The organism is Streptomyces chartreusis NRRL 3882, from assembly GCF_900236475.1.
Lineage (GTDB): Bacteria > Actinomycetota > Actinomycetes > Streptomycetales > Streptomycetaceae > Streptomyces > Streptomyces chartreusis_D.
Genome location: NZ_LT963352.1, coordinates 2,630,544 through 2,652,863, shown reverse-complemented (window position 1 = coordinate 2,652,863; position 22,320 = coordinate 2,630,544). Strand labels below are relative to the sequence as shown.

The 22,320-nt window shown below is 73.3% G+C and carries 18 protein-coding genes; 12 read left to right on the top strand and 6 right to left on the bottom strand.

All coding sequences use genetic code 11. The annotated features are described in order from the left end of the window. The first annotated feature begins 20 nt into the window (after positions 1-20). The 7 genes from ureA (at position 21) to SCNRRL3882_RS11630 (ending at position 8,870) form a co-directional block, all read left to right on the top strand. The gene (gene ureA, locus SCNRRL3882_RS11660) at positions 21-725 is read left to right on the top strand and encodes an urease subunit gamma (RefSeq protein ID WP_010048662.1); all 705 of its coding nucleotides are present in this window, start codon (positions 21-23) and stop codon (positions 723-725) included. Further along, positions 722-2,434, top strand: a complete 1,713-nt coding sequence (locus SCNRRL3882_RS11655; protein ID WP_010048664.1) for an urease subunit alpha — start codon at positions 722-724, stop codon at positions 2,432-2,434. Before ureA ends, SCNRRL3882_RS11655 begins: the two co-directional genes overlap by 4 nt. Positions 2,435-2,442: 8 nt before the next feature. Continuing rightward, positions 2,443-3,480, top strand: coding sequence for an agmatine deiminase family protein (locus SCNRRL3882_RS11650; RefSeq protein ID WP_010048666.1), 1,038 nt, complete (start codon positions 2,443-2,445; stop codon positions 3,478-3,480). A 16-nt stretch (positions 3,481-3,496) separates the two neighbouring features. After that, positions 3,497-4,102, top strand: a complete 606-nt coding sequence (locus SCNRRL3882_RS11645) for a TetR/AcrR family transcriptional regulator (RefSeq protein WP_010048667.1) — start codon at positions 3,497-3,499, stop codon at positions 4,100-4,102. 126 nt (positions 4,103-4,228) lie between these two features. After that, positions 4,229-5,470, top strand: a complete 1,242-nt coding sequence (locus tag SCNRRL3882_RS11640) for a PD40 domain-containing protein (RefSeq protein WP_010048669.1) — start codon at positions 4,229-4,231, stop codon at positions 5,468-5,470. Between the two features lie 301 nt (positions 5,471-5,771). Beyond that, positions 5,772-7,376, top strand: a complete 1,605-nt coding sequence (gene cimA, locus SCNRRL3882_RS11635; RefSeq protein WP_010048672.1) for a citramalate synthase — start codon at positions 5,772-5,774, stop codon at positions 7,374-7,376. A gap of 144 nt (positions 7,377-7,520) precedes the next feature. Further along, positions 7,521-8,870: a hypothetical protein gene (locus SCNRRL3882_RS11630; protein WP_010048674.1), complete on the top strand. Its 1,350-nt coding sequence runs from the start codon at positions 7,521-7,523 to the stop codon at positions 8,868-8,870. Positions 8,871-9,408: 538 nt separating this feature from the next. Here the strand turns inward: SCNRRL3882_RS11630 and SCNRRL3882_RS11625 are convergent. Continuing rightward, positions 9,409-10,605 (bottom strand): Cmx/CmrA family chloramphenicol efflux MFS transporter, encoded by a 1,197-nt coding sequence (locus SCNRRL3882_RS11625; RefSeq protein WP_050810303.1) that lies wholly within the window; start codon positions 10,603-10,605, stop codon positions 9,409-9,411. A 156-nt stretch (positions 10,606-10,761) separates the two neighbouring features. Next, positions 10,762-11,700: a DMT family transporter gene (locus SCNRRL3882_RS11620; protein ID WP_050810302.1), complete on the bottom strand. Its 939-nt coding sequence runs from the start codon at positions 11,698-11,700 to the stop codon at positions 10,762-10,764. Positions 11,701-11,772: 72 nt separating this feature from the next. Between SCNRRL3882_RS11620 and SCNRRL3882_RS11615 the strand changes: the two genes are divergently transcribed. Together SCNRRL3882_RS11615 and SCNRRL3882_RS11610 are read left to right on the top strand one after the other, a co-directional pair. Further along, positions 11,773-12,357: a TetR/AcrR family transcriptional regulator gene (locus SCNRRL3882_RS11615; RefSeq protein WP_010044640.1), complete on the top strand. Its 585-nt coding sequence runs from the start codon at positions 11,773-11,775 to the stop codon at positions 12,355-12,357. Positions 12,358-12,396: 39 nt separating this feature from the next. Beyond that, entirely contained in the window at positions 12,397-12,969 is a 573-nt protein-coding gene (locus tag SCNRRL3882_RS11610; protein ID WP_010044638.1) for a YdeI/OmpD-associated family protein, read from the top strand. 56 nt (positions 12,970-13,025) lie between these two features. Here SCNRRL3882_RS11610 and SCNRRL3882_RS11605 read toward each other — a convergent pair whose 3' ends face one another. Both SCNRRL3882_RS11605 and SCNRRL3882_RS11600 read right to left on the bottom strand, forming a co-directional pair. Further along, positions 13,026-13,811 carry a S1 family peptidase gene (locus SCNRRL3882_RS11605; RefSeq protein WP_010044636.1) on the bottom strand — a complete coding sequence of 262 codons (786 nt, stop codon included), beginning with the start codon at positions 13,809-13,811 and terminating at the stop codon, positions 13,026-13,028. A 233-nt stretch (positions 13,812-14,044) separates the two neighbouring features. Then, complete coding sequence (locus tag SCNRRL3882_RS11600; RefSeq protein ID WP_010044634.1) at positions 14,045-14,644, bottom strand: YceI family protein; 600 nt, start codon at positions 14,642-14,644, stop codon at positions 14,045-14,047. 137 nt (positions 14,645-14,781) lie between these two features. Between SCNRRL3882_RS11600 and SCNRRL3882_RS11595 the strand changes: the two genes are divergently transcribed. Beyond that, entirely contained in the window at positions 14,782-16,050 is a 1,269-nt protein-coding gene (locus SCNRRL3882_RS11595) for a glycosyltransferase (protein ID WP_010044631.1), read from the top strand. 38 nt (positions 16,051-16,088) lie between these two features. Here the strand turns inward: SCNRRL3882_RS11595 and SCNRRL3882_RS11590 are convergent, their stop codons facing one another. Both SCNRRL3882_RS11590 and hpnR read right to left on the bottom strand, forming a co-directional pair. Beyond that, positions 16,089-16,967: a DMT family transporter gene (locus SCNRRL3882_RS11590; protein WP_010044630.1), complete on the bottom strand. Its 879-nt coding sequence runs from the start codon at positions 16,965-16,967 to the stop codon at positions 16,089-16,091. 15 nt (positions 16,968-16,982) lie between these two features. Beyond that, the gene (gene hpnR, locus SCNRRL3882_RS11585; RefSeq protein WP_010044629.1) at positions 16,983-18,482 is read right to left on the bottom strand and encodes a hopanoid C-3 methylase HpnR; all 1,500 of its coding nucleotides are present in this window, start codon (positions 18,480-18,482) and stop codon (positions 16,983-16,985) included. 360 nt (positions 18,483-18,842) lie between these two features. Between hpnR and SCNRRL3882_RS11580 the strand changes: the two genes are divergently transcribed. Together SCNRRL3882_RS11580 and SCNRRL3882_RS11575 are read left to right on the top strand one after the other, a co-directional pair. Beyond that, a complete protein-coding gene (locus SCNRRL3882_RS11580; RefSeq protein ID WP_010044628.1) occupies positions 18,843-19,694 on the top strand; it encodes an SDR family NAD(P)-dependent oxidoreductase in 852 nt (283 codons plus the stop codon). A 93-nt stretch (positions 19,695-19,787) separates the two neighbouring features. Continuing rightward, positions 19,788-22,178, top strand: a complete 2,391-nt coding sequence (locus SCNRRL3882_RS11575) for a polysaccharide lyase 8 family protein (RefSeq protein ID WP_050810301.1) — start codon at positions 19,788-19,790, stop codon at positions 22,176-22,178. Positions 22,179-22,320: the final 142 nt, after the last annotated feature.

The following is a 22,320-nucleotide window of genomic DNA, read 5'->3' as shown; positions in this document are numbered from 1 at the left end:
CTCTAAATGGAGGGAGTGACATGCGGCTGACCCCGACCGAACGCGACCGGCTGCTGCTCTTCGGCACCGCCGAGCTCGCCCGCGCCCGCAGGGCCAGGGGACTGAGGCTCAACGTCCCCGAGGCGACCGCGCTCATCGCCGACACGGTGTGCGAGGCCGCCCGGGACGGCAAGCGGCTGGCGGAGGCCATTGAGGCCGCCCGGTCCGTGCTCGGCCCGGACGACGTGCTGCCCGGTGTCGCCGACGTCGTGACCGAGGTGCACGTCGAGGCGGTCTTCGACGACGGCTCGCGGCTCGCGGTCGTCTCCGACCCCATCGGCGGCGGCTCGGGGCAGGCAGCGCCGGGCGCCCTGCTGCCCGGGCCCGAGCATGCCGACCCCGAGCCCGTCGAACGGCTGACGGTCACCAACACCGCGACCGTGCCCGTCTCCGTCACCTCCCACTTCCACTTCTTCGAGGCCAACCCACGGCTGGCGTTCGACCGCGGGCGGGCCTACGGCCTGCGCCTGGCCGTGCCCGCCGGATCCTCCGTGCGGTTCGGGCCGGGGGAGAGCGTCGAGGTCGGGCTGGTGCCGATCGGGGGCGAGCGGATCGCGATCGGGTTCGCCGGGCTGGTCGACGGGCCGCTGGACGCACCGGGCGCGAAGGAGGAGGCCCTGCGCCGGGCCGCCGCCTGCGGATATCTCGGCGTACCGGACACACCTGATCAGGAGGTCGAGCGATGAGCCGCCCGGGAGGCCACCCCGCCGAGGCCCGCCGCCTCACCCCGTACGAGTACGCCGCCACCCACGGCCCCCGCGCCGGCGACCGCGTCCGCCTCGGCGACTCCGGCCTGACCATCCGCGTCGAGTCCGACGCCCAGCGGTACGGCGACGAGTTCCTCGCCGGGTTCGGCAAGACCGCCCGCGACGGGCTGCACCTCAAGGCCGCCGCCGTCCGGGAGACCTGTGACGTCGTCATCAGCAACGTCGTGGTGATCGACGCCGTGCAGGGCATCCGGAAGGTCTCCATCGGCATCCGCGAAGGGCGGATCTGCTCGATCGGACGGGCCGGGAACCCCGACACCCTCGAGGGGGTCGACGTCGTCGTGGGCACCGGGACGTCGATCGTCTCCGGCGAGGGCCTCATCGCCACCGCCGGGGCCGTCGACACCCACGTCCACCTGCTGTCGCCCCGCATCATGGAGGCCTCGCTCGCCTCCGGCGTGACCACGGTCATCGGGCAGGAGTTCGGGCCCGTGTGGGGCGTCGGCGTCAACTCGCCCTGGGCGCTGCGGCACGCGTTCAACGCGTTCGACGCCTGGCCCGTCAACATCGGCTTCCTGGGCCGGGGTTCGTCGTCCCACGCGGCGCCGCTGGTCGAGGCCCTCGCCGAGGGCGGCGCCTGCGGCTTCAAGGTGCACGAGGACATGGGCGCGCACACGCGTGCCCTGGACACCGCGTTGCGCGTCGCCGAGGAGCACGACGTCCAAGTCGCCCTGCACAGCGACGGGCTGAACGAGTGCCTGTCCGTGGAGGACACCCTGCGGGTGCTGGAGGGCAGGACCATCCACGCCTTCCACATCGAGGGCTGCGGCGGCGGACACGTCCCCAACGTCCTGAAGATGGCGGGCGTGCCGAACGTCATCGGCTCCTCCACCAACCCGACCCTGCCCTTCGGCCGGGACGCCGTCGCCGAGCACTACGGGATGATCGTCTCCGTCCACGACCTCAAGCCCGACCTGCCCGGCGACGCCGCCATGGCCCGCGACCGCATCCGCGCCGGAACCATGGGCGCCGAGGACGTCCTGCACGACCTGGGCGCCATCGGCATCACCTCCTCGGACGCGCAGGGCATGGGGCGCGCGGGCGAGACGGTCCGCCGTACCTTCGCCATGGCCGGGAAGATGAAGGCCCAGTTCGGCGCCCCGGACTGCGGCCACGACAACGAACGCGTCCTGCGGTACATCGCCAAGCTGACCGTCAACCCCGCCATCGCGCACGGCCTCGCGCACGAGGTGGGGTCCCTGGAGGTCGGCAAGCTCGCCGACATCGTGCTGTGGCGGCCGGAGTACTTCGGCGCCAAGCCGCAGCTCGTGCTGAAGGCCGGCTTCCCGGCGTACGGCGTGACCGGCGACCCGAACGCGGCGACCGACACCTGCGAACCCCTGGTGCTGGGGCCGCAGTTCGGGGCGCACGGCGCCACGCCGGCCGACATCTCGCTCGCCTTCGTCGCGCAGGCCGCACTCGACCAGGGCCACGACACCATGCCCACCCGGCGCCGCAGGGTCGCCGTGCGCGGCACGCGCGGTATCGGCCCGGCCGACCTGCGCCTCAACTCCCGCACCGGGGCCGTCGACGTGGACCAGCGCACCGGCCTCGTCACCCTCGACGGCGAACCGCTGCGCTCCGCACCGGCCGAGTCCGTCTCCCTCAACCGTCTCTACTTCCTCTGAGGTTCACGATGTCCGCAGCCGCCGACGGCTTCCGCATGCCCGCCGAATGGGCCCCGCACGAGCGCACCTGGATGGCCTGGCCGGGCCCGAACCCGACCTTCGACGACCCGGAGGACCTGGCCGCCGCCCGGATCGCCTGGGCCTCGGTGGCCCGCGCGATCCGCCGGTTCGAGCCGGTGACGGTGGTGTGCGGCCCCGGGCAGTCGGCGCGAGCCCGCACCCTGCTGGGCGAGGGGATCGAGACGGTCGAACGCGACCTCGACGACGCCTGGATGCGCGACACCGGCCCGACCTTCCTGACCGACGGGCGCGGCGGACTGGCCGCCGTCGACTGGACGTTCAACGGCTGGGGCGCCCAGAGCTGGGCCCGCTGGGAGCACGACGCGAAGATCGCCGCGCACGTCGCGGACCTCGCGGGAGCACGGACGTACGCCTCGCAGCTCGTCAACGAGGGCGGGGCGATCCATGTGGACGGCGAGGGGACGGTCCTGCTGACCGAGACCGTGCAACTGGGCCCCGAGCGCAACCCCGGCTGGACGCGGGAGCGGATCGAGGCCGAGATCCACGCCCTGCTCGGCACCCGCAAGGCGATTTGGCTGCCGCGCGGCCTGACCGGCGACTACCCCCCGCACGGCTTCGGCACCCTCGGCCACGTCGACATCGTCGCGGCCTTCGCCCGCCCCGGCGTGGTCGTGGCCCATGTGCAGCCGGACCCGGCGCATCCCGACCACGAGGTGACGAAGGAGATCACCGGCCTGCTGAGGTCGCAGACGGACGCGCGCGGCCGCCGCCTGGAGGTCGTCGAGGTGCCGGCCCCCACGGTCCTGGAGGCCGACGGCCACTGGGTCGACTACTCCTACATCAACCACTACCTCTGCAACGGCGGCCTGGTCCTGTGCGGCTTCGACGACCCGCGCGACGAACTCGCGGCCGGCATCTTCCGCCGCCTGTTCCCGCAGCGGACCGTGACCCTGGCGGACGCCCGTACGATCTTCGCTGGCGGTGGAGGCATTCACTGCATCACCCAGCAACAGCCGAAGATCTAGCACCCGGGAGCAGCAGATGGCCGGTGGGCGCAGGCAGGCCCCGCCCCGCGAGGACGTGCTCGCCGCCGCCATGGAGATGATCGCCGAGCGCGGCCTGGAGAAGCTCACCATGGCGGCGCTCGGCCGCGAGGTCGGCATGAGCAGCGGTCACCTGCTCTACTACTTCGGCTCCAAGGACGAGCTGCTGCTGCGCACCCTGGAGTGGAGCGAGGGCCGGCTGGGCGCCGAGCGCGGACGGCTGCTGACCCGCGCCGCCGGCGCCCGCGAACGCCTCGACGCCTACGTCGACCTGTACGTCCCCGACGGCCACCGCGACCCGCACTGGACGCTGTGGCTGGAGGTCTGGAACCGCTCGCAGAGCGCTGCCGCCGACGCCGACGCCCGCGACCGGCAGGCCGCCATCGAGGGCGCCTGGCACCGCGACCTGGTGGCCCTGCTCGCCGAGGGCATCTCGCGGGGCGAGTTCAAAAGCGTCGACCCGGACCGGTTCGCCGCCCGCCTGCGAGCGCTGCTGGACGGCTTCGCCATCCACGTGGCGATCGGTCTGCGCGGCACCGACCGGGCCCAAGTCCTCCGGCACGTGCACGAGTTCCTCGCCGACAGCCTCCTCGCGGACGCCTGAACGCCTGCCCGGGTTGTACTCAAAACGACGGATTGACCCCGTGATCCGTGATGTTGTTGGCTCTGGGGGAGCCCTCGGCGCGGGGCCGGGGGAGAAGCGTCAACGGGGACACAGGGGGAACAGCACATGACCAGCACCAGGAGGGCCACGTCCGGCACGCTCGGCGTGGCTCTGGCCGTCACACTCGGCGGCGTCGCCGCGCTGCCCGCGACCGCCGCTCCGGCGGCGCCGCGGACCGAGAAGGCGAGCGTCGCACCGGACGGCACCGAGGGCAACGGCGCCTCCGGCGGGCCGAGTCTGAGCGCCGACGGCCGCTATCTGGCCTTCGTCTCCAGCGCCGACAACCTCGTCGCCGGCGACACCGACGGCGCCGCCGACGCCTTCGTGCGCGACCTGAGGACCGGCACCACCCGGCCGGCCGGTACCGCGGCGGACGGCGGCCCGGTCGACGACGTCGCCCTCAGCGGCAACGGTCGCTACCTCGCCTTCGCCGCCACGGAGGACGGCCGCAGCCACATCTGGGTCAAGGACCTGAAGTCCGGCGCCCTCCAGCGAATCGAGGACACCGTCGACACGGGCTACGACACCGGCCGGCAGCCCGCCATCAGCGCCGACGGCCGCTACGTCGCCTTCATCGCCCAGCGCTCGGACTTCACGCAGTCCGACGACGGCTGGGGACGCGTCTACCGGGTCGACCGCACCACCGGCGAGGCCGTCCGCATCAGCCAGGTGCCCGCCGCCGGCGACCGGAAGACCGCCGCCACCAACCCGTCCATCAGCGCCGACGGCAAGCGCGTCGGCTACCAGTTCTTCATCCCGCACCCCGCCTCGGGCGACTGGAGCGACGCCTACGTCCGTGACGTGCCGAGCGGCGAGCTGTTCCACGCCGACCGGGCCCCGGACGGGCTGAAGTCCGATGGACAGACCGAGTTCCCGCAGGTCAGCGCCGACGGGCGGTACGCCCTGTTCAACTCGCTGGACTCGCGGCTCACGCCGGGCGACACCAACAAGGGACACAACGTCTTCATCCGCGACCTCACGACGGGCGAGCTGCGCCGGATCGACGCCGTCGACCCGGCCGCGTTCACCGCGAATCCGCAGCTCAGCGCCGACAACCGGTATCTGGCCTTCGTCTCGGCCGACCCGGGCGACACCAGCCACACCACCCGCGCGTACGTCCGCGATCTGCGCACCGGGCGCACGGTCCTCGCCAGCCCGGACGCCCAGGGCGGGCCGAACGACCAGGGCGTGTCCGCCCCGGTGATCGACCGGCACGGCCGCCAGGTCGCCTTCAGCAGCTCCGCAGCCGACCTCGTGCCGGGCGACACGTACGACACCTCGCACGTCTACGTCCGTCACATGAGGTGACCGACCGCATCCTGAGACAACCGTGAGCCGGGCACGGGGGTTGTGCCAGACTGCCCCCGTGCTCTCGTTCGCCATGATTATTGGCAGCAGGCGCGCCGGTCCGCAGTGACCGCCACGTACGACCAGGTACGGGCGGACACCGTCGTCCTCGACCCGCGCGCAGACCTCTCGCACCCGCGAGGGGTTTTTCGCATTTCTGGCCCACCCGCAGTCAGGAGCGAGAGCGCGAGGGAGTATGTGGGGGCGGTGGAGCCGGTCACTCCGGTACGACCGAGATCCAATCCTCAGGAGCCTTGACACCATGACCGCTACCAGCGAGCTCGACGATTCCTTCCACGTCTTCGACACCACCCTGCGCGACGGTGCCCAGCGGGAGGGCATCAACCTCACCGTCGCGGACAAGCTGGCCATCGCGCGGCACCTGGACGACTTCGGCGTCGGCTTCATCGAGGGCGGCTGGCCGGGTGCGAACCCCCGGGACACCGAGTTCTTCGCCCGTGCCCGGCAGGAGATCGACTTCCGGCACGCCCAGCTGGTCGCGTTCGGCTCCACACGCCGCGCCGGCACCACGGCCGCCGAGGACCCGCAGGTCAGGGCGCTCCTGGAATCCGGCGCGCAGGTGATCACGCTGGTCGCCAAGTCGCACGACCGCCATGTCGAACTCGCCCTGCGCACGACCCTGGACGAGAACCTGGCGATGGTCCGCGACACGGTGTCCTTCCTGAAGGAACAGGGCCGCCGCGTCTTCGTCGACTGCGAGCACTTCTTCGACGGCTACCGCGCGAACCCCGAGTACGCGAAGTCGGTCGTCCGGACCGCCTCCGAGGCCGGCGCGGACGTGGTGGTCCTCTGCGACACCAACGGCGGCATGCTCCCGGCGCAGATCCAGGCGGTCGTCGCCACCGTCCTGGCCGACACGGGCGCCCGGCTCGGCATCCACGCCCAGGACGACACGGGCTGCGCCGTGGCGAACACGCTGGCCGCCGTCGACGCGGGCGCGACGCACGTCCAGTGCACGGCCAACGGCTACGGCGAACGCGTCGGCAACGCCAACCTCTTCCCGGTCGTGGCGGCCCTGGAGCTCAAGTACGGCAAGCAGGTGCTGCCCGAGGGCCGTCTGCGCGAGATGACCCGCATCTCGCACGCCATCGCCGAGGTCGTCAACCTCACGCCCTCCACGCACCAGCCCTACGTAGGCCTCTCGGCCTTCGCGCACAAGGCCGGCCTGCACGCCTCGGCCATCAAGGTCGACCCGGACCTGTACCAGCACATCGACCCGGAGCAGGTCGGCAACACCATGCGGATGCTGGTCTCCGACATGGCCGGCCGCGCCTCCATCGAGCTCAAGGGCAAGGAACTCGGCATCGACCTCGGCGGCGACCGCGAGCTGGTCGGCCGGGTGGTCGAGCGGGTGAAGGAGCGCGAACTCAGGGGTTACACGTACGAGGCGGCCGACGCCAGCTTCGAGATCCTGCTGCGCACGGAGGTCCAGGGCAAGCCGTTGCGCTACTTCGAGGTCGAGTCCTGGCGTGCCATCGTGGAGGACCGGCCCGACGGTTCCCACGCCAACGAGGCCACGGTCAAGCTCTGGGCCAAGGGCGAGCGCATCGTCGCCACGGCCGAGGGCAACGGCCCGGTCAACGCGCTGGACCGGGCCCTGCGCGTGGGCCTGGAGAAGATCTACCCGCAGCTCGCCAAGCTGGACCTGGTGGACTACAAGGTCCGCATCCTGGAGGGCAAGCACGGCACCAACTCGACGACCCGCGTGCTGATCTCCACGTCCGACGGTACGGGCGAGTGGTCCACGGTGGGCGTCGCCGACAACGTCATCGCCGCGAGCTGGCAGGCCCTGGAGGACGCGTACACGTACGGGCTGCTGCGGGCGGGAGTGAGCCCGGCCGAGTAGGCGGGTGGCGACGGCGCCTTCCGCGCCGTCGCCCGTCAGCCGGTCCGTTCCTTCGGCAGTCCCTGGGGTCCGCGCGCGGCAGCATCCAGAATCCGTACCCCGGCCGATGTCCCTTTTTGTTCCGATTCGGGTAGCTTCGAAGATATGAAGGCCGCGCTGGTGCGTACCGTCGTACGTCTGCTGATCGTGCCGGTCGTCGCCGTCCTGGCGGCGCTGATGGCCGGTGCGCCCGGTGCGCAGGCGGCCACCGACCTCTCGAAGGTCGCCGCGGAACTGCGCGAGAACCCGGTCTACGTCGATCCCGCCGCCTCCGGCCAGCTCGCCGCCTCGGACGCCGAGGCACTCGCCGACAAGATCAAGGACGCGGACAAGCCCGTCTTCGTGGCGGTCCTCCCGGCCGGCTTCCCCACGCAGGACCTCTTCCGGAACCTCCGCACCGAGACCGGCATCACCGGCCTGTACGGCATCCGACTCGGAGACCGGTTCGACGCCCGTGCGGACAGCGCGGTGATGAGCCCCCAGGCGGTGTCCAACCTGGTCACGGCCGTGCGGGGCGCGGGCGACGCCAAGGCCCAGCTGAACGACTTCGTCGACGACGCCCTGCGCAACGTGGGCGGCTCGGCGCCCAGCAGCTGGAGCGACGGCTCGGGCAGCGACGTGCCGGTCGGCGGTCTGATCACGGTCGGCGCACTGGTCGCCGCCGGTGGCGCGGGCGCCTACGCGCTGGTCCGCCGCAACCGCCGCCGCCACGAGGAGGAGCAGCGGGCCGCGCTGGAGAAGCTCCGCGTGGTGGTCGACGAGGACATCACCGCCTTCGGCGAGGAACTCGACCGGCTCGACTTCCATCCCGGCGACCCCGGCGCCGACGACGCGATGCGCGCCGACTACGAACATGCCCTGGACGCCTACGAACAGGCGAAGTCCCTGATGGCGGCCGCGACCAAACCGGAGGACGTGCGGGCTGTCACCCAGGCCGTGGAGGACGGCCGGTTCTCCCTGGCGCGACTCGCGGCCCGCCGCGAGGGCGGCCCGCTGCCGGAGCGCCGCCCGCCCTGCTTCTTCGACCCCCGACACGGCCCCTCGGTCGCCGACGAGAGCTGGACGCCCCCGGGCGGCGCCACGCGCGACGTCCCCGTCTGCGCGGCCGACCGGACCCGGCTCGCCGAGGGCCGGGACCCGGTGATCCGCGAGGTCGACACCGAGCTCGGCCGCCGCCCGTACTGGGAGGCCGGCCCGGCGTACGGCCCCTGGGCCGGCGGCTACTTCGGCGGCGGCATCCTGCCCGGCCTCCTCGTCGGCACCATGCTCGGCAGCATGATGGCCGGCCCCGCCTACGCGGCCGACTACGGCTCCGGCTACGGCGACTTCGGCGGCTACGGGGGCGGCGACGTCTCCGGCGCGGACTTCGACACCGGCGACTTCGGTGGCGACTTCGGCGGCGGTTTCGGCGGCGGCGACTTCGGTGGGGGAGGGGACTTCGGGGGCGGCTTCTGACACCAGCGACGGCCGGACCCGCCGGAACAGCGGTGGTTCCCCCACGGCGGCTCACGGCTGACGGGCCCGCGTCCCACCTTCAGCGCGGCAGTCCGATCATGCAGCGGCCTGCGGCCTGCGGCCTGCGGCCTGCGGCCTGCGGCCTGCGGCCTGCCGCCTGCGGCCTGCGGCCTGCCGCCTGCCGCCTGCGGCCTGCCGCCTGCGGCCTGCCGCCTGCGGCCTGCGGCCTGCCGCCTGCGGCCTGCCGCCTGCGGCCTGCCGCCTGCGGCCTGCGGCCTGCCACCTGCGGCCTGCGGCCAGTCACCTGCGGCCCGCCGCCTGCCGCCAGCGGCCAGCGGCCAGCGACCAGCCGCCAGCGACCAGCCGCCAGTCGCCTGCGGGCTGCGGCCTGCGGCCAGTCGCCTGTGGCCTGCGACCAGCCGCCAGTCGCCTGCGCCCTGCCGCCTGCCACCTGCGGCCTGCCGCCCGCGACCAGCCGCCTGCGGCCTGCCGCCCGCGACCAGCCGCCAGCCCACCGACCCAGCCCCGGTCGCCGCTCTCAGGCCCCGGTACCCGCACCGAAGTTCAGCGCCCCACCACTTCCCCCCAGGACCCGCCCACGCCGCCGCCACACGACCCCGGCCAGCACGCCTGCCAGGGCGACCAGCCCGGCGCTGACCCACACCGGCGACCGGTATCCGAACCCCGCGGCGATCACCACGCCGCCGGCCCAGGGGCCCAGCGCGGCGCCGACGTTGAACGCGGCCGTGGCGAAACCACCGGCCAGCGTGGGGGCGCCCGGGGCCGCGTACAGCACCTGGGAGATCAGCGTGGAGCCGACGCCGAAGGACAGTGCCCCCTGGGTGAAGACGAGCCCGAGTGCCAGGACCGGGTGTCCGGCCCCGAGTGCCAGGAGGCACCAGCCCAGGCCCACCGCGACGCCCCCGCCGGCCAGGACCGCCACGGGACGCCGGTCCGCGAACCGCCCCGCGGCGGTCACCCCGGCCAGCGACCCGGCCCCGAACAGCGCGAGTACCCCGGGGACCCAGGCGCTGCTCAGCCCCGTCACCTCGGTGACCAGGGGCGCGAGATAAGTGAAGGTGCAGAACGTCGCACCGTTCACGAGGGCCCCCAGCGCCAGCGTGACGACCAGGCGGGGGCTGCGCAGCGACCGCAGTTCACCGCGCAGCGCGGGGGGCGCGTCCCCGGCCGCAGCACCCGGCACCGACCGCGCCACCGCCACCAGCGCGGGCAGCGACACCAGCGCCACGGCCCAGAACGCCGCACGCCAGCCCCACAGCCCGCCCAGCACGGCCCCGGCGGGCACCCCGGCCACGCACGCCAGCGTCACCCCGCCCAGCAGCATGGACGTGGCCCGCCCCTTCGCGTCCGCCGGGACCATGTCCACGGCGGCCACGAGAGCGACGGCGAGGAACCCGGCGTTGGCGAGCGCCCCCACGACCCGCGTGGCGAGCAGCACCTCGAAACTGCCGGTGAGAGCACCGACGACATGGACGGCGAGGAACACCACGAGGAACGCCAGCAGCGCACCCCGCCGCGGCCAGCGCCGCGCGAGCCCCGCCACCAGCGGCGCCCCCACGACCATCCCCACCGCGAAGGCGGAGGTCAGCGCCCCCGCCGCGGGAACGGACACCCCCAGATCCCGCGCGATGTCCGGCACCAGCCCGGACAGCATGAACTCGGACGTTCCCTGCGCGAACACGGCAAGGCCCAGCAGAAGAAGAGCGAACGGCATGAAAGAACTCCGCACCCCGAAGTCGACGTCGGACACGACAGGTCGGACGGCTTCCGGCAGCGGGGCGAGCGGGCTCAGCGGCCCGGCATCACGAACAGCCACCGGAGAGCCGGTGGCCGCACTCTGGACGCCTCGGGGCTGGACACGGGGGTGACGTTAGGCGGGCCCGGGGGCCCGGGTCCACCGGTTTTCCTCCGGCTCGCCCCGGGCGGCGGTCACGGCCGGGTCCTTCCGGCCGCCACCGCGGTGGACGACGACCACGGCCGCGAGGCAGACGGCCAGGCCGAGAGCGGTCTGCACGCCGAACGGCTCACCGAACACGAGTGCACCCCAGACGGCGGTGACCGGGGCCATGAGGAACATCAGCGTGTTCACCTTCGTCACCCCGGAGCGCTTCAGGATGAGCCAGTACAGCCCGTACCCGCCGAACGTGGACAGCCCCACGAGCCAGGCGACGGCCACCCAGAACCCGCCCCCGGCGGGCGGCACGGCGGCCCCGGTGCTCAGGGCCAGCACGGAGAAGAGGACGGCGCTGGTGGCGCAGTGGACGGTCAGCGACACCGAGGGAGCGACCCGCGAGCGGGACCGGCTCTCCAGGAACGTGGCCGCGACCAGGGACAGCATGCCGAGCAGCGGGACGGCGTACGCCCACCAGGCCACGCCGGTCCCGGCCGCGGCGTCGGCCAGCGTGACCACCGAGACGCCGCTCAGCCCCAGACCCAGGCCGATCCACTGCCGTCCCGACACGTACTGCCCCAGCAGCGGTCCCGCGAGGGCTCCGGCGACGAGGGGCTGGACACCGTCGATCAGGGCCGTCGTGCCGCTGGAGACGCCGAGCTGGATGGCGTAGTAGACGCTGAGCAGATAGCCGCTCTGCGACAGCACGCCGATGACAGCCTGCCGGGTCACGTCCCGGGCGGTGAGCCCCCGCCAGGCCGTGCGCGTGAGGGCGGCGACCGCGACGAGGACGACGGCCAGCGGCAGGAACCGCCACATCAGGACCGTGATCGCGGACGCGTTGCCCGCGCCGAGCTTGGCCCCGATGAACCCGGAGCTCCAGCAGAGGACGAAGGCGACGGAGAGCAGGATGTTCACGGACATCACAACCAGTAGACAGATCGGTATACCGTTCCCCGCCCACTATACAGATCGGTATACTCGGGTGCCATGGGTACCACCGCCGACCACCCGCGCCGGATCACGATGACGCCCGCCGCCCGTCGCGTCCTGGCAGCGGCCGCCCGGCTGTTCTACGAGCGCGGCATCCACGCCGTCGGAGTCGACCTCATCGCCGCCGAGGCAGGGGTGACGAAGAAGACCCTCTACGACCGGTTCGGCTCCAAGGAGCAGATCGTCGTGGAGTACCTCGCGGACCGCGACGAGCGCTGGCGGGCCTTCCTCGCCGAACGCCTGGACGCGGCCCCGCCCGAGCCGGGCGAGCGCGTCCTGGCGGTCTTCGACGCCTCGCGCGCATGGGCCGCGGAGCTCAGCCCCAAGGGGTGCAGCATGGTCAACGCCCACGCGGAGATCAGCGACCCCGCCCACCCGGCCCACCCGGTCATCACCGGGCAGAAGCAGTGGATGCTCGGCCTCTTCACCCGCCTCGCCTCGGACATCGACCCGGAGAGGGCCGACGCCCTGGCCCGGGCGCTGATGCTGCTGCACGAGGGGGCGCTCGTCGCGCACGGCCTGGGCATTTTCCCGGACGCCATCGCCCACGCCCGCGAACAGGCACGCGCGCTGCTCGCCTAGCGGACGGAATCCGTCCTACCCGGTCCCTACGGTGGTGCCATGACCGCCTCCGGAGACCCTCTCCCCTTCGCGACCGTCGCCGACCTGGATTCCTGGCTGACCGCACACCCCGCCCCGCACCCCGGCCTCTGGGTCAAGGTCGCCAAGAAGGGGTCGGGCGTCCCCTCGGTCAGCGCCGCCGACGTCAACGACGTGGCGCTGTGCCACGGCTGGATCACCGGGCAGCGCAAGGGACTCGACGAGTCGTGCTACCTCCAGAGGATCACCCCACGGCGTCCCGGCAGCCTCTGGTCCATGGTCAACGTCCGGCGGGTCGAGGAGCTGACCGCCGCCGGGCGGATGCGGCCCGGCGGGCTCGCGGAGGTGGCGGCCGCGCGGGCGGACGGACGGTGGGAGGCGGCGTACGCGTCCCAGCAGGAGGCCGAGGTCCCGGAGGAGCTCGCGGCGGCACTGGAGCGCAGCCCGCGGGCCGCGGCGGCCTTCGAGGCGCTCGGGCGGACGGACCGGTACCTGGCGATGCTCGGTGTGCTGCGCGCCCGGACCCCGCGGAGCCGGGCGGCACAGGTGGCGGCGGCGGTCGCGAAGCTGGAGGCCGGCCGGAGGGCCCGGTAGGTCAGAGCGAAGGGCCCGGCACCGTACGGCACCGGGCCCGCAAACTGTGGGGCGGGTCAGAGTGTCGACGCCGCCGAGGCGATGGCGGAGGCGAAGGTCGAGACCTCCGTGTAGACGCCGGGGGCCTCGGGCCGGGCACAGCCCTCGCCCCAGCTGACGATGCCGACCTGGACCCAGGCGCCGGCGTTGTCCTTGCGGAACATGGGGCCGCCGGAGTCGCCCTGGCAGGTGTCGACACCGCCCGCGTCGAAGCCGGCGCAGATCTCCTCGTTCGCGACGAGGCCGCTGTAGAGACCGCCGTAGGCCTTGCAGGCGGCGTCGCTGACGAACGGCACGGTCGCCTTCAGCAGATAGCGCTGCTGGGCGCCGCCCTCACGGTTCGCGCCCCAGCCGGCGACGGTGAAGTCACCGGTGTTGTACTGCGTGGTGGTGGCGATCTTCAGGGTCGGCAGGTTGATGGGCTGGGCGAGCTTGATGAGCGCCCAGTCCTTGCCCGTGCCGTTGTAGCCGGGGGCGCGGAGCACCTTGGTGGAGCGGACCTGGACCCGGCCGCTGGTGGACTGGAGGTCGACGACCCCCGCGGTGGCGGTGATGCCGGTGTTGTTGCCGGAGGCGCCCACGCAGTGCGCGGCCGTGAGCACGATCTGCTGGGTGTAGAGCGCGCCGCCGCAGCCCATGGAGAGCCGGACCATGAACGGGAACTCGCCCTGCGCGGCCCGCGTCCCGCCGACGACGGGCGACGGGGCGGCCTGCGCGGCGGTGACGGGCTGAAGGCTGGCGATCGCGAGGGCGGCGGCCCCGAGGACCGCGCATCTCTTGAGGGCCGTGAGGAGTCTCTTCAACGTGATGCCTTCCGTGGGGGGTCGACCTGGGGAGACGTGCAACCGAAGCATCAGATTGACGAGTGCATGACAGCAGCGACCATAAAAAGAACGGCCCCTGCTGGCATGGACCGGTCAAAATTCAGCTGCTGGATTATGGGAACGCCGAGAGCCCTCGCACAAGGGGCCCGATTCGGCCATGCCGCACGGGCCGGGGGCTCGTACGGCACGGCCGTCGGTCGGGCGTGCCCGGGTCAGGCGTTCCTGATCGCCGAGACGTCGAAGTTGAGCTTGATCTTGTCGGAGACCAGGACGCCACCGGTCTCCAGGGCGGCGTTCCAGGTCAGGCCCCACTCGGAGCGCAGGATCTCCGCCTTGCCCTCGAAGCCGACGCGCTCGTTGCCGAAGGGGTCCTTCGCGGCGCCGTTGAACTCGAGGTCGATGCTGAGCGGGCGGGTCGTGCCGAGGATCGTCAGGTCGCCGGTGATGCGGTACTCGTCGCCGCCGAGGGCCTCCGCCTTCGTGGAGCGGAACGTCATGGTGGGGAACTCGTCCGCCTTGAAGAAGTCCGAGCTCTTGAGGTGGCCGTCGCGGTCGGCGTTGCCCGTCTCGATGCTGTCCATCACGACGTCCAGGGAGGCCGTGGACCGCGAGGGGTCGGTGCCGTCGAGGTGGAGCGTGCCCGTGAAGTCCTGGAAGCTGCCCTTGACGTTGGTGACCATGGCGTGCCGGGCGACGAAGCCGATCGTCGAGTGCGCGGGGTCGATCGTGTAGTCGCCGGTCAGGGCGGCCAGGTCCGGACGCGCGGCGTCGGTCGTGGCGGTCTCGGTGTTGCTGCGGCTGAAGATGCTCATGGGGTACGCCTCCTGCGAGGAATGTTGAACGTTGAACTATGTAACGCGACCCACCGTAGACCTATTCCGTTCAACGTTCAACATTATTCGCGGATGTGTCGCGATTGGGTCCGCGGCGTGAGTGGTACCCAGCGATCATGACCTCGGTCGCGGTCCTGGTCGAGCTGCTGCGGAGCAGTACGTCGGGCGGCCATGTGAAGTCCTGGGAGCGTTTCGCGGAGAGCGCCGCCCGTCTCCCGGAACGACTGCCCGACGGCACCGGGGCCGGTCTCGACCTGACCGTCTACTTCCTCGGCAAGCGCGAACGGGTGGACGTCCTCTCGCCGCGCGTGCGCATCGTCACGCTCCGCCCGGTGCTCGGCACGACCGCCCTCACCTCGGCCGACGGCGCCGAGGACGTCACCGACCTCGCCCCCTACCACCCCCGGCTCGCGGCCCTGCTGCCGCGCCACGACGTCTGGCACCTCACCCACTGCTTCGCCTTCGCCACCACCGCCGTCCGTCGCGCCCGCCGATCCGTCCCCGCACCCCGGCTGCTCGCCTCCGTACACACCGACGTCCCGCTGCTGGCCTCGGTGTACGCCCGCTACCTGGTCGGCCGGTGGCTGCCCGGCGACCACCCGGCGCCGGGCGAGTTCCTCGCCGACCTGGCCGAGAGCCGGCTGCGCCGGCGGCGGGACCGGCTCCTGGACGGCTGCGAACGCGTGCTGGTGCCGACCCCCGCCGAGCGGGCCGAACTCGCCCGCGCCCTCGGGCCGCACCGGGTCGCCCTGCTGCGCCGCGGCATCGACCACCAGCGCTTCCGACCCGACCCCGGCGCTCGCGCCCGGCTCGGCCGCGAGTACGGCGTGCCGGCCGACCGTCCGCTGGTGCTGTTCGCGGGACGGCTGGACGCGACCAAGGGTGTGCCGCTGCTGACCGAGAGCGTGCGGCTGCTGCGGGAGCGCGGGCGTGCCGTGCACCTCGTCATGGCCGGCTCCGGCGCGGAGGCCGGGCCCGTCCGGCGCGCCCTCGGCGCCGGCGTCAGCCTCCTCGGCCCGCTCCCGCAGGACCGGTTGGCCCGGGTGTACGCCGGCTGTGACGTCTTCGCGTTCCCGTCCCGTACGGAGACCTGCGGCAACGTCGTCGCCGAGGCGATGGCCAGCGGCCTCGCGGTCGTCCTGCCCGAGGGCGCGCGCACGACACAGTGGCTGACCGCACCGGGCCGGGACGGCATCGTCGTACGCCACGACGACCCGGGGGAGTGGGCGGACGCCCTCGACACGCTCCTCGGCCACCCCCGCCTGCTCTCGGCGGTACGCCGCCACGCGGCCACCACGGCCCGCGACACCCACCCCACCTGGGACCGCGTCCTGACGGAAGACCTCCTCCCTGCCTGGCTCCCGGGCGTACGGCCGCGCCCCTGACGTTCACCGGTCACCGTCCCCGCGGCCCGCGCCGCACGTCACCGCCCTTCGCCGGCTCCCCGCCCCCGCAACGCCGCGATCACCGGCGACGAATCCAGCCTCGCGATCCCCGCCGCCACCAGCGCCAACCCCGTCACCGTCACGGCCGACACCGGCCACCCCGTGTGGATCGTCTCGCCGAAGACCGCCGTGCCCACCGTCACGGCGACCACCGGCTCCGTCGCGTCCAGGACCGTCATGCTCGCCGCGAGCGGGCCCTGCTGGAAGGCGCTCTGGATGAGGAGCAGGCCGCCGATGCTGGCGAGGATCAGGGCGTAGGTCTGCCAGGCCGCCAGCGCCGCGAGCAGGCCGTGGCGGAGCCGGTCCACCGTCGCCGCGAGGAGGACGGACTGGGTGCCCATCACCGCCCCCGCCGCCAGCGCCGTCGCCGAGGCCCGCCAGGGGCCGGACAGCAGCCGTGCCGTCGCCAGCGCACAGCACACCAGCGCGGCCGTCGCACCCAGCACCAGCAGCCAGGACAGCAAGTCCGCCGCATCCGGCCGCCCACCGTGCGGTCGGGCCGAGACCAGGGCCAGCACCAGCCCGGCCGCCACCGCGAGGGTGCCGAACCACTCGCGGTACCCCAGCCGCATCCGGTGCAGCCACGCCGACAGCGGTACGGCGAAGACCAGCTCGGCGACGATCAGCGGCTGCACCAGACTGAGCGGCCCGTACGCCAGTGCCAGCGACTGGAAGCCGTAGGCGAGCACGGCCAGTCCGATGCCGCCCAGCCACACGGGATCGCGGGCCAGATGGGCCAGCAGGCGCGGCGACAGCGCCTCGGTGTCCGGGCGCCCGCCCGCGGCCCACTGCTGGAGCACTCCGGCCACGGCGAAGCAGACGCCGGCGGTGAGGGAGGCCAGGACCGCGATCGGCATGCCGGGTGCGGGGAGCTAGTCGGTCGTCCGCCGGGACGGCGCGCCCTGCGTCGCGCCCCGGGTGTGGATGTACAGCGCCCGGCGGTCGCCGACGTCGAGGTGCTGCGGCAGGGGCAGCTCGTAGCGCACCGGCCGGCCGTGGTCGGCGAACTGCCGGCGCGGGTTGTAGACCTGGTTGAACTTCCACAGCATGCGGGCGAAGTTCGTCTGGCCGTGCAGCAGGTTGCCGGTCAGGACCCGGGCCGCTCCCACGGCGGTGCGCAGGCCCAGGTGCTTGCGGTTGATGACGGCCTGGGTGCGCACCAGTTCCTCGTAGAAGCGCTCCAGGGGGAGCGTCGTGGGCACGACCGCGTGCTGGATGTCGAAGAGGCGGTAGTCACGGGTGGTCAGGCGCCGCGACTCGGTGTGCCAGATCTCCGTACCGGGATACGGCGTCATCACCGTGAAGTGGACGATCTCCGGCACCGCCAGCGCGAAGTCCCGTACCACCCGGAAGCGTTCCTCGTCCCAGGACGGGTCCACGATCAGGTTGATGGCGACCTTGATGCCGAGGCGGCGGGCCGTCTGAAGGGCGCGGAAGTTCTCGTCGGGGCTGACCCGCTTGCGGTACAGGTCCAGGCCCTCCGCGTCGATGGCCTCCATCCCGAGGAACATGTACTTCAGCCCCAGCCGGGCCCACCGCTCGAAGACCTCCGGATGGCGCAGCAGGACGTCGCTGCGGGTCTCCAGGTAGTAGCGCTTGCGGATCCGCCGCCTCTCCACCTCCGCCGCGATGGCGTCCCCGTGCTCGGGCCGGATGAAGGCCACGTCGTCGACGATGAAGACGTTCGGCTCCCGGATGTTCGCCAGGTCCTCGGCCGCCGCCTCGGGTGACGCCTTGCGGTAGCTGCGGCCGTAGAACGTCCACGCCGAGCAGAACGAGCAGTCCCACGGACAGCCGCGCGTGAACTCGATGGAGGCGCACGGGTCCAGCTCGCCGATGAAGTACCGCCGGCGGGCGCGCATCAGGTCGCGAGCGGGCAGCGGCGCGTCGATGCCGTGCAGCATCAGCGGCGCGGGACCCCGGCCGGCGGCCGTGACGACGCCGGGCACGCCCGCCACGCCCCCGTCACGAACCGCCTCCAGCAGCGGCCCGATCGCCGGTTCGCCCTCGCCGCGCACCACCGCGTCCACCGCCCCCTCGGCCTGCTCCAGCACGTCCTCGGCGACGAAGGAAACGCTGTGCCCGCCCAGGAACACGAAGCAGCCCGGCACCGCCCGCTTCACCTCCGCGGCCAGTTCGATCGCCTCCGGGATGTTCGCCAGGTAATTCAGCGAGATGCCGAGGGCCTCCGGCCGGAAGGACCGGACCTCGCCGCGCAGCGTCTTGCGGCTCAGCACCTGAAGGTCCACGACCCGCACCTCGTGACCGGCGTCGCGGGCCGCGCCCGCCACGCGTTCGAGGCCCAGGGGCTCGAGCCGCAGGAAGATCTCGGAGTACATCAGGGCGCTGGGATGGACGAGCAGCACGCGCATGGTCACCTCGTCGGGGAGCCGTACCTGACACGGGTGCCCCCTACGTAACCCGGCGCGGCCGGTCCGTGTACCGCCCATACCGCCGCCTGGCGGCACCGGGCGGCACGCAGGGGTGGTCCTTTCGCATCCCGTGCGCGGGGGCCCGGCCCGTAGACCGCCCCACGCAGCGCGCCCGCCGGACGGTGAGCCGGGCCCGCCGCGACGGCCTCAGCACTGGCGCGGGACCCCGCGGTGGCGGTGTCCTGGAAGACGAGGTTCCGTTTCAAGGGACCGGCATGGAGACAGACGAGGTTCCGTTCCCAGGAACCGCACGGCGACAGCCGAGACCACGGCGGACGTACAGCGCAGGGAGACCGACCGATGACACTCACCGGCTCCGGCTCGGCCTACGACCCACCGGCGGGCGCCGCCCCACGCCGCCCTGCAGCCCCCTCCCCGGCGGGCGAGCACGGGCCGCCGCGGCGGCTGGACCGGCGCGTGGCCCTCGTCACCGGGGCCTCCTCGGGCATCGGGGCGGCCACGGCACGGCGGTTCGCCATGGACGGCTGGCAGCTGCTCCTCACCGGGCGCGACCGGCACCGCCTGGAGCGGACGGCGTCCGGCACCTCGGCCGTCGTGCTGCCCGCCGACCTCGCCGCCCCGGACGGTCCGCGCCTGCTGGCCCAGTCCGCGCTGCACAGGACCGGACGGGTCGACGTCCTGGTCGCCGGGGCGGGCATCGGCTGGGCCGGCCCGTTCGCCGCCATGCCGCACACCGACATCGACCGGGTGCTGACCCTGGACCTCAACGCCACGCTCCACCTCGTGCGCGAGGTGCTGCCCTCCATGATCGCGGCCGGGCAGGGCCGGGTGGTGCTGATCGGCTCGATCGCGGGCTGCGTGGGTGTACGGGAGGAAGCGGTGTACTCCGCCGCCAAGGCCGCCCTGGCCGCCTTCTCCGAGGCGCTGCGCCAGGAACTGCGCGGCACGGGCGTGGGCGTGACCCTCGTGGTGCCCGGGCCCGTCGACACGGCCTTCTTCGCCCGCCGCGGCAAGCCCTACGACCGCTCCCACCCCCGGAAGGTCTCGCCCGGCCGCGTCGCCGGCGCCGTCTGGGACGCCGTGCGCGAGGACCGCGACCAGGTCTACGTCCCCGCCTGGCTGGCCCTCCCGGACCGCCTCCGCGCCCTGGCCCCGGGGGTGTTCAGACGCCTGCTGAACCGCTTCGGCTGACCCGGTCCCACCTGTGGGGCGCTTTCCGCCGTTCGGGTCACTCCGGCCGGATCCTCCGTTCAGGTGACCGCCTCCCCGTGGTAGGGCATGGGCATGACTCCCCAGCGTCGCGTCTTCTCCCGCCGTACGGCAGAGGCCGCCGCCCCTCTCCGCCCCGGCCGTCGCGCCATGCTGCTCGCGGCCGCGGCCCTGGCGGCGACCGGCGGCGCGACGCCCGGGCCCCGCGGCGCCGACGCTCAAGGCCCCGAGGCCGACGTCGGCGCCGACCCGTACGACACCCTCCGCCGGCGCTGGCTCGCCATCGCCCTCGGCACCGGCTACGACCCGGCCGCGCAGCCGTACGCCTCCCGCCTCGCCGAGACCGGCGAACTCGCCCGCGCCCTGCTCTCCACCATGGCCCCGGCGGCGGACTCCCTCTGGCCCGGCCACCCCTTCGACCCGCCGGCCGGCATCACCATGAGCTACAGCCGCCTGTGGACCATGACCCAGGCCTACGTCCAGCAGGGCACCGGCTCGACCGCCGACCCGGACCTCCTCACCGGCGTCCTGCGCGGCCTCGACCACCTCTCCGCCACGGTCTACAACCCCGCCACCACCCGCTACGGCAACTGGTGGGAATGGCAGATCGGCAGCCCGCGCCTGCTCACCGACATCACGGCCGCCCTGTACGACCAGCTGGGCGACGCCCGGATCCGGGCCGTCTGCGCCGCCGTCGACCACTTCGTGCCCGACTCGGCCCTCGGCGACTACTCCGGCACGTCCACCGGTGCCAACCGGGTCGACCTGTGCCGCTCCGTCGCCCTGCGCGGCGTCCTGGGCCGCGACCCGGCCAAGATCGCCCTCGCCCGCGACGCGCTCTCCCCGGTCTTCGCGTACGTCACCCGGGGCGACGGCCTCTACGCCGACGGCTCCTTCGTCCAGCACAGCTGGGTCGCCTACTCGGGCACCTACGGCCAGGTCGTGCTCGACGGCCTGGGCCGCCTCTTCGCCCTGCTCGCCGGATCCGACTGGGAGGTCACCGACCCGAACCGGCAGATCGTCCTCGACAGCGTCGAGCACGCCTACGCACCGCTCATCCTCGACGGGCTCGTCATGGACAGCGTCAACGGCCGCGCCATCAGCCGCGGACTCCTGGCCTCGGACGACCGCAAGGTCATGCGCAGCGACCACTTCCACGGCCGGCAGCTCATCGCGGCCATCGCGCTCCTCGCGGCCGGGGCGAGCCCGGCGGAACGCGACCGCTGGCACGCCCGTGTCAAGGGCTGGATCGAACGGGACACCGTCACCCCGGTCCTGACGGCACGCCAGTTCGGCGTCGCCGACCTGGCCCGGCTGCACGCGATCGCCGCCTCGCCCGGGCCGGCCGCACCCGAACCCACCGGCCACCGCCTCTTCGCCGCCATGGACCGCGCCGTCCACCGCCGCCCCGGCTTCACCGTGAACCTCGCCATGGCCAGCGACCGCATCGCCCACTACGAGTGCGGCAACGGCGAGAACCCGCGCGGCTGGCACACGGGCGCCGGGATGGTCTCCTGGTGGGCCGGCGCGAGCGACCAGTACACGGACTGGTTCTGGCCGACCGTGGACTGGTACCGCCTGCCCGGCACCACCGTCTCCACCAAGCGCCTCGCCGACCGGGAAGGCGGCGAGTGGGGCACGGCCCGCCCGGACGCGCGCTGGGTCGGCGGCACCACCGACGGCGAGTACGCCGCGCTCGGCCAGCACCTCAAGGGCCTCGGCTCCACGCTCCAGGCCCGCAAGTCCTGGTTCTTCGTCGCGGACGCGGTGATTTGCCTGGGCGCCGGGATCAGCTGCGCCGACGGCGTCCCGGTGGAGACGGTCGTCGACAACCGCAACCTCGGCGAGAACGGCACCCAGACCTTCGTACGGGGCCCGGACTGGGCCCACCTGGAGGACCACGGCGGCTGGATCCTGCTCGACGGCGAGCCGAAGGCGCTGCGCGAGGACCGCACCGGCGCCTGGTCCGACATCAACACCGGCGGTACGAGGGAGCGGCGCACCCGCCGCTGGCAGACCCTCTGGATCGACCACGGCACCGACCCGGAGGACGCCACGTACGCCTACGTCCTCATGCCCGGCGCGTCCCGCCGCGCGGTCGCGCGCCGCGCCGCCGACCGTCACTGGATGTCGGTCCTCGCCAACGACGCCGGCCGTCAGGCGGTCGGCGTGCCCTCGCTCGGCCTGACCGCCGCGAACTTCTGGCGCGCCGGCACGGCGGGCCCGCTCACCGCATCCGCCGGCGCGAGCGTGCTGACCGTCCGCCGGGGCCGTACGGCTACCCTCTGCGTGAGCGAACCGCCCCGCACGGGGCAACCGCTGGAGATCACCTGGAACCGCCCCGTCCGCCGGGTCACCCACACGGACGAGACGGTCGACGTACTCTCCACAGGCCACCGGCTGCGGGTGCGCGTCACCCCCGGGGAGGCATGCGCCACCCACGTCTGTGAGGTGACTCTCGCCTGACGGCTTTGTCGGACCCCTACAAGCAACCCGCCCTCTGAGCAGTCAGAAGGGCTGCACCCCGCCATGGTTCTGTTCAGGGGTACCAGGAAAACACGCCGGAGACTGTGAGGAGTCGACGGCCCGCATTCCTTGGTTGGCTTCG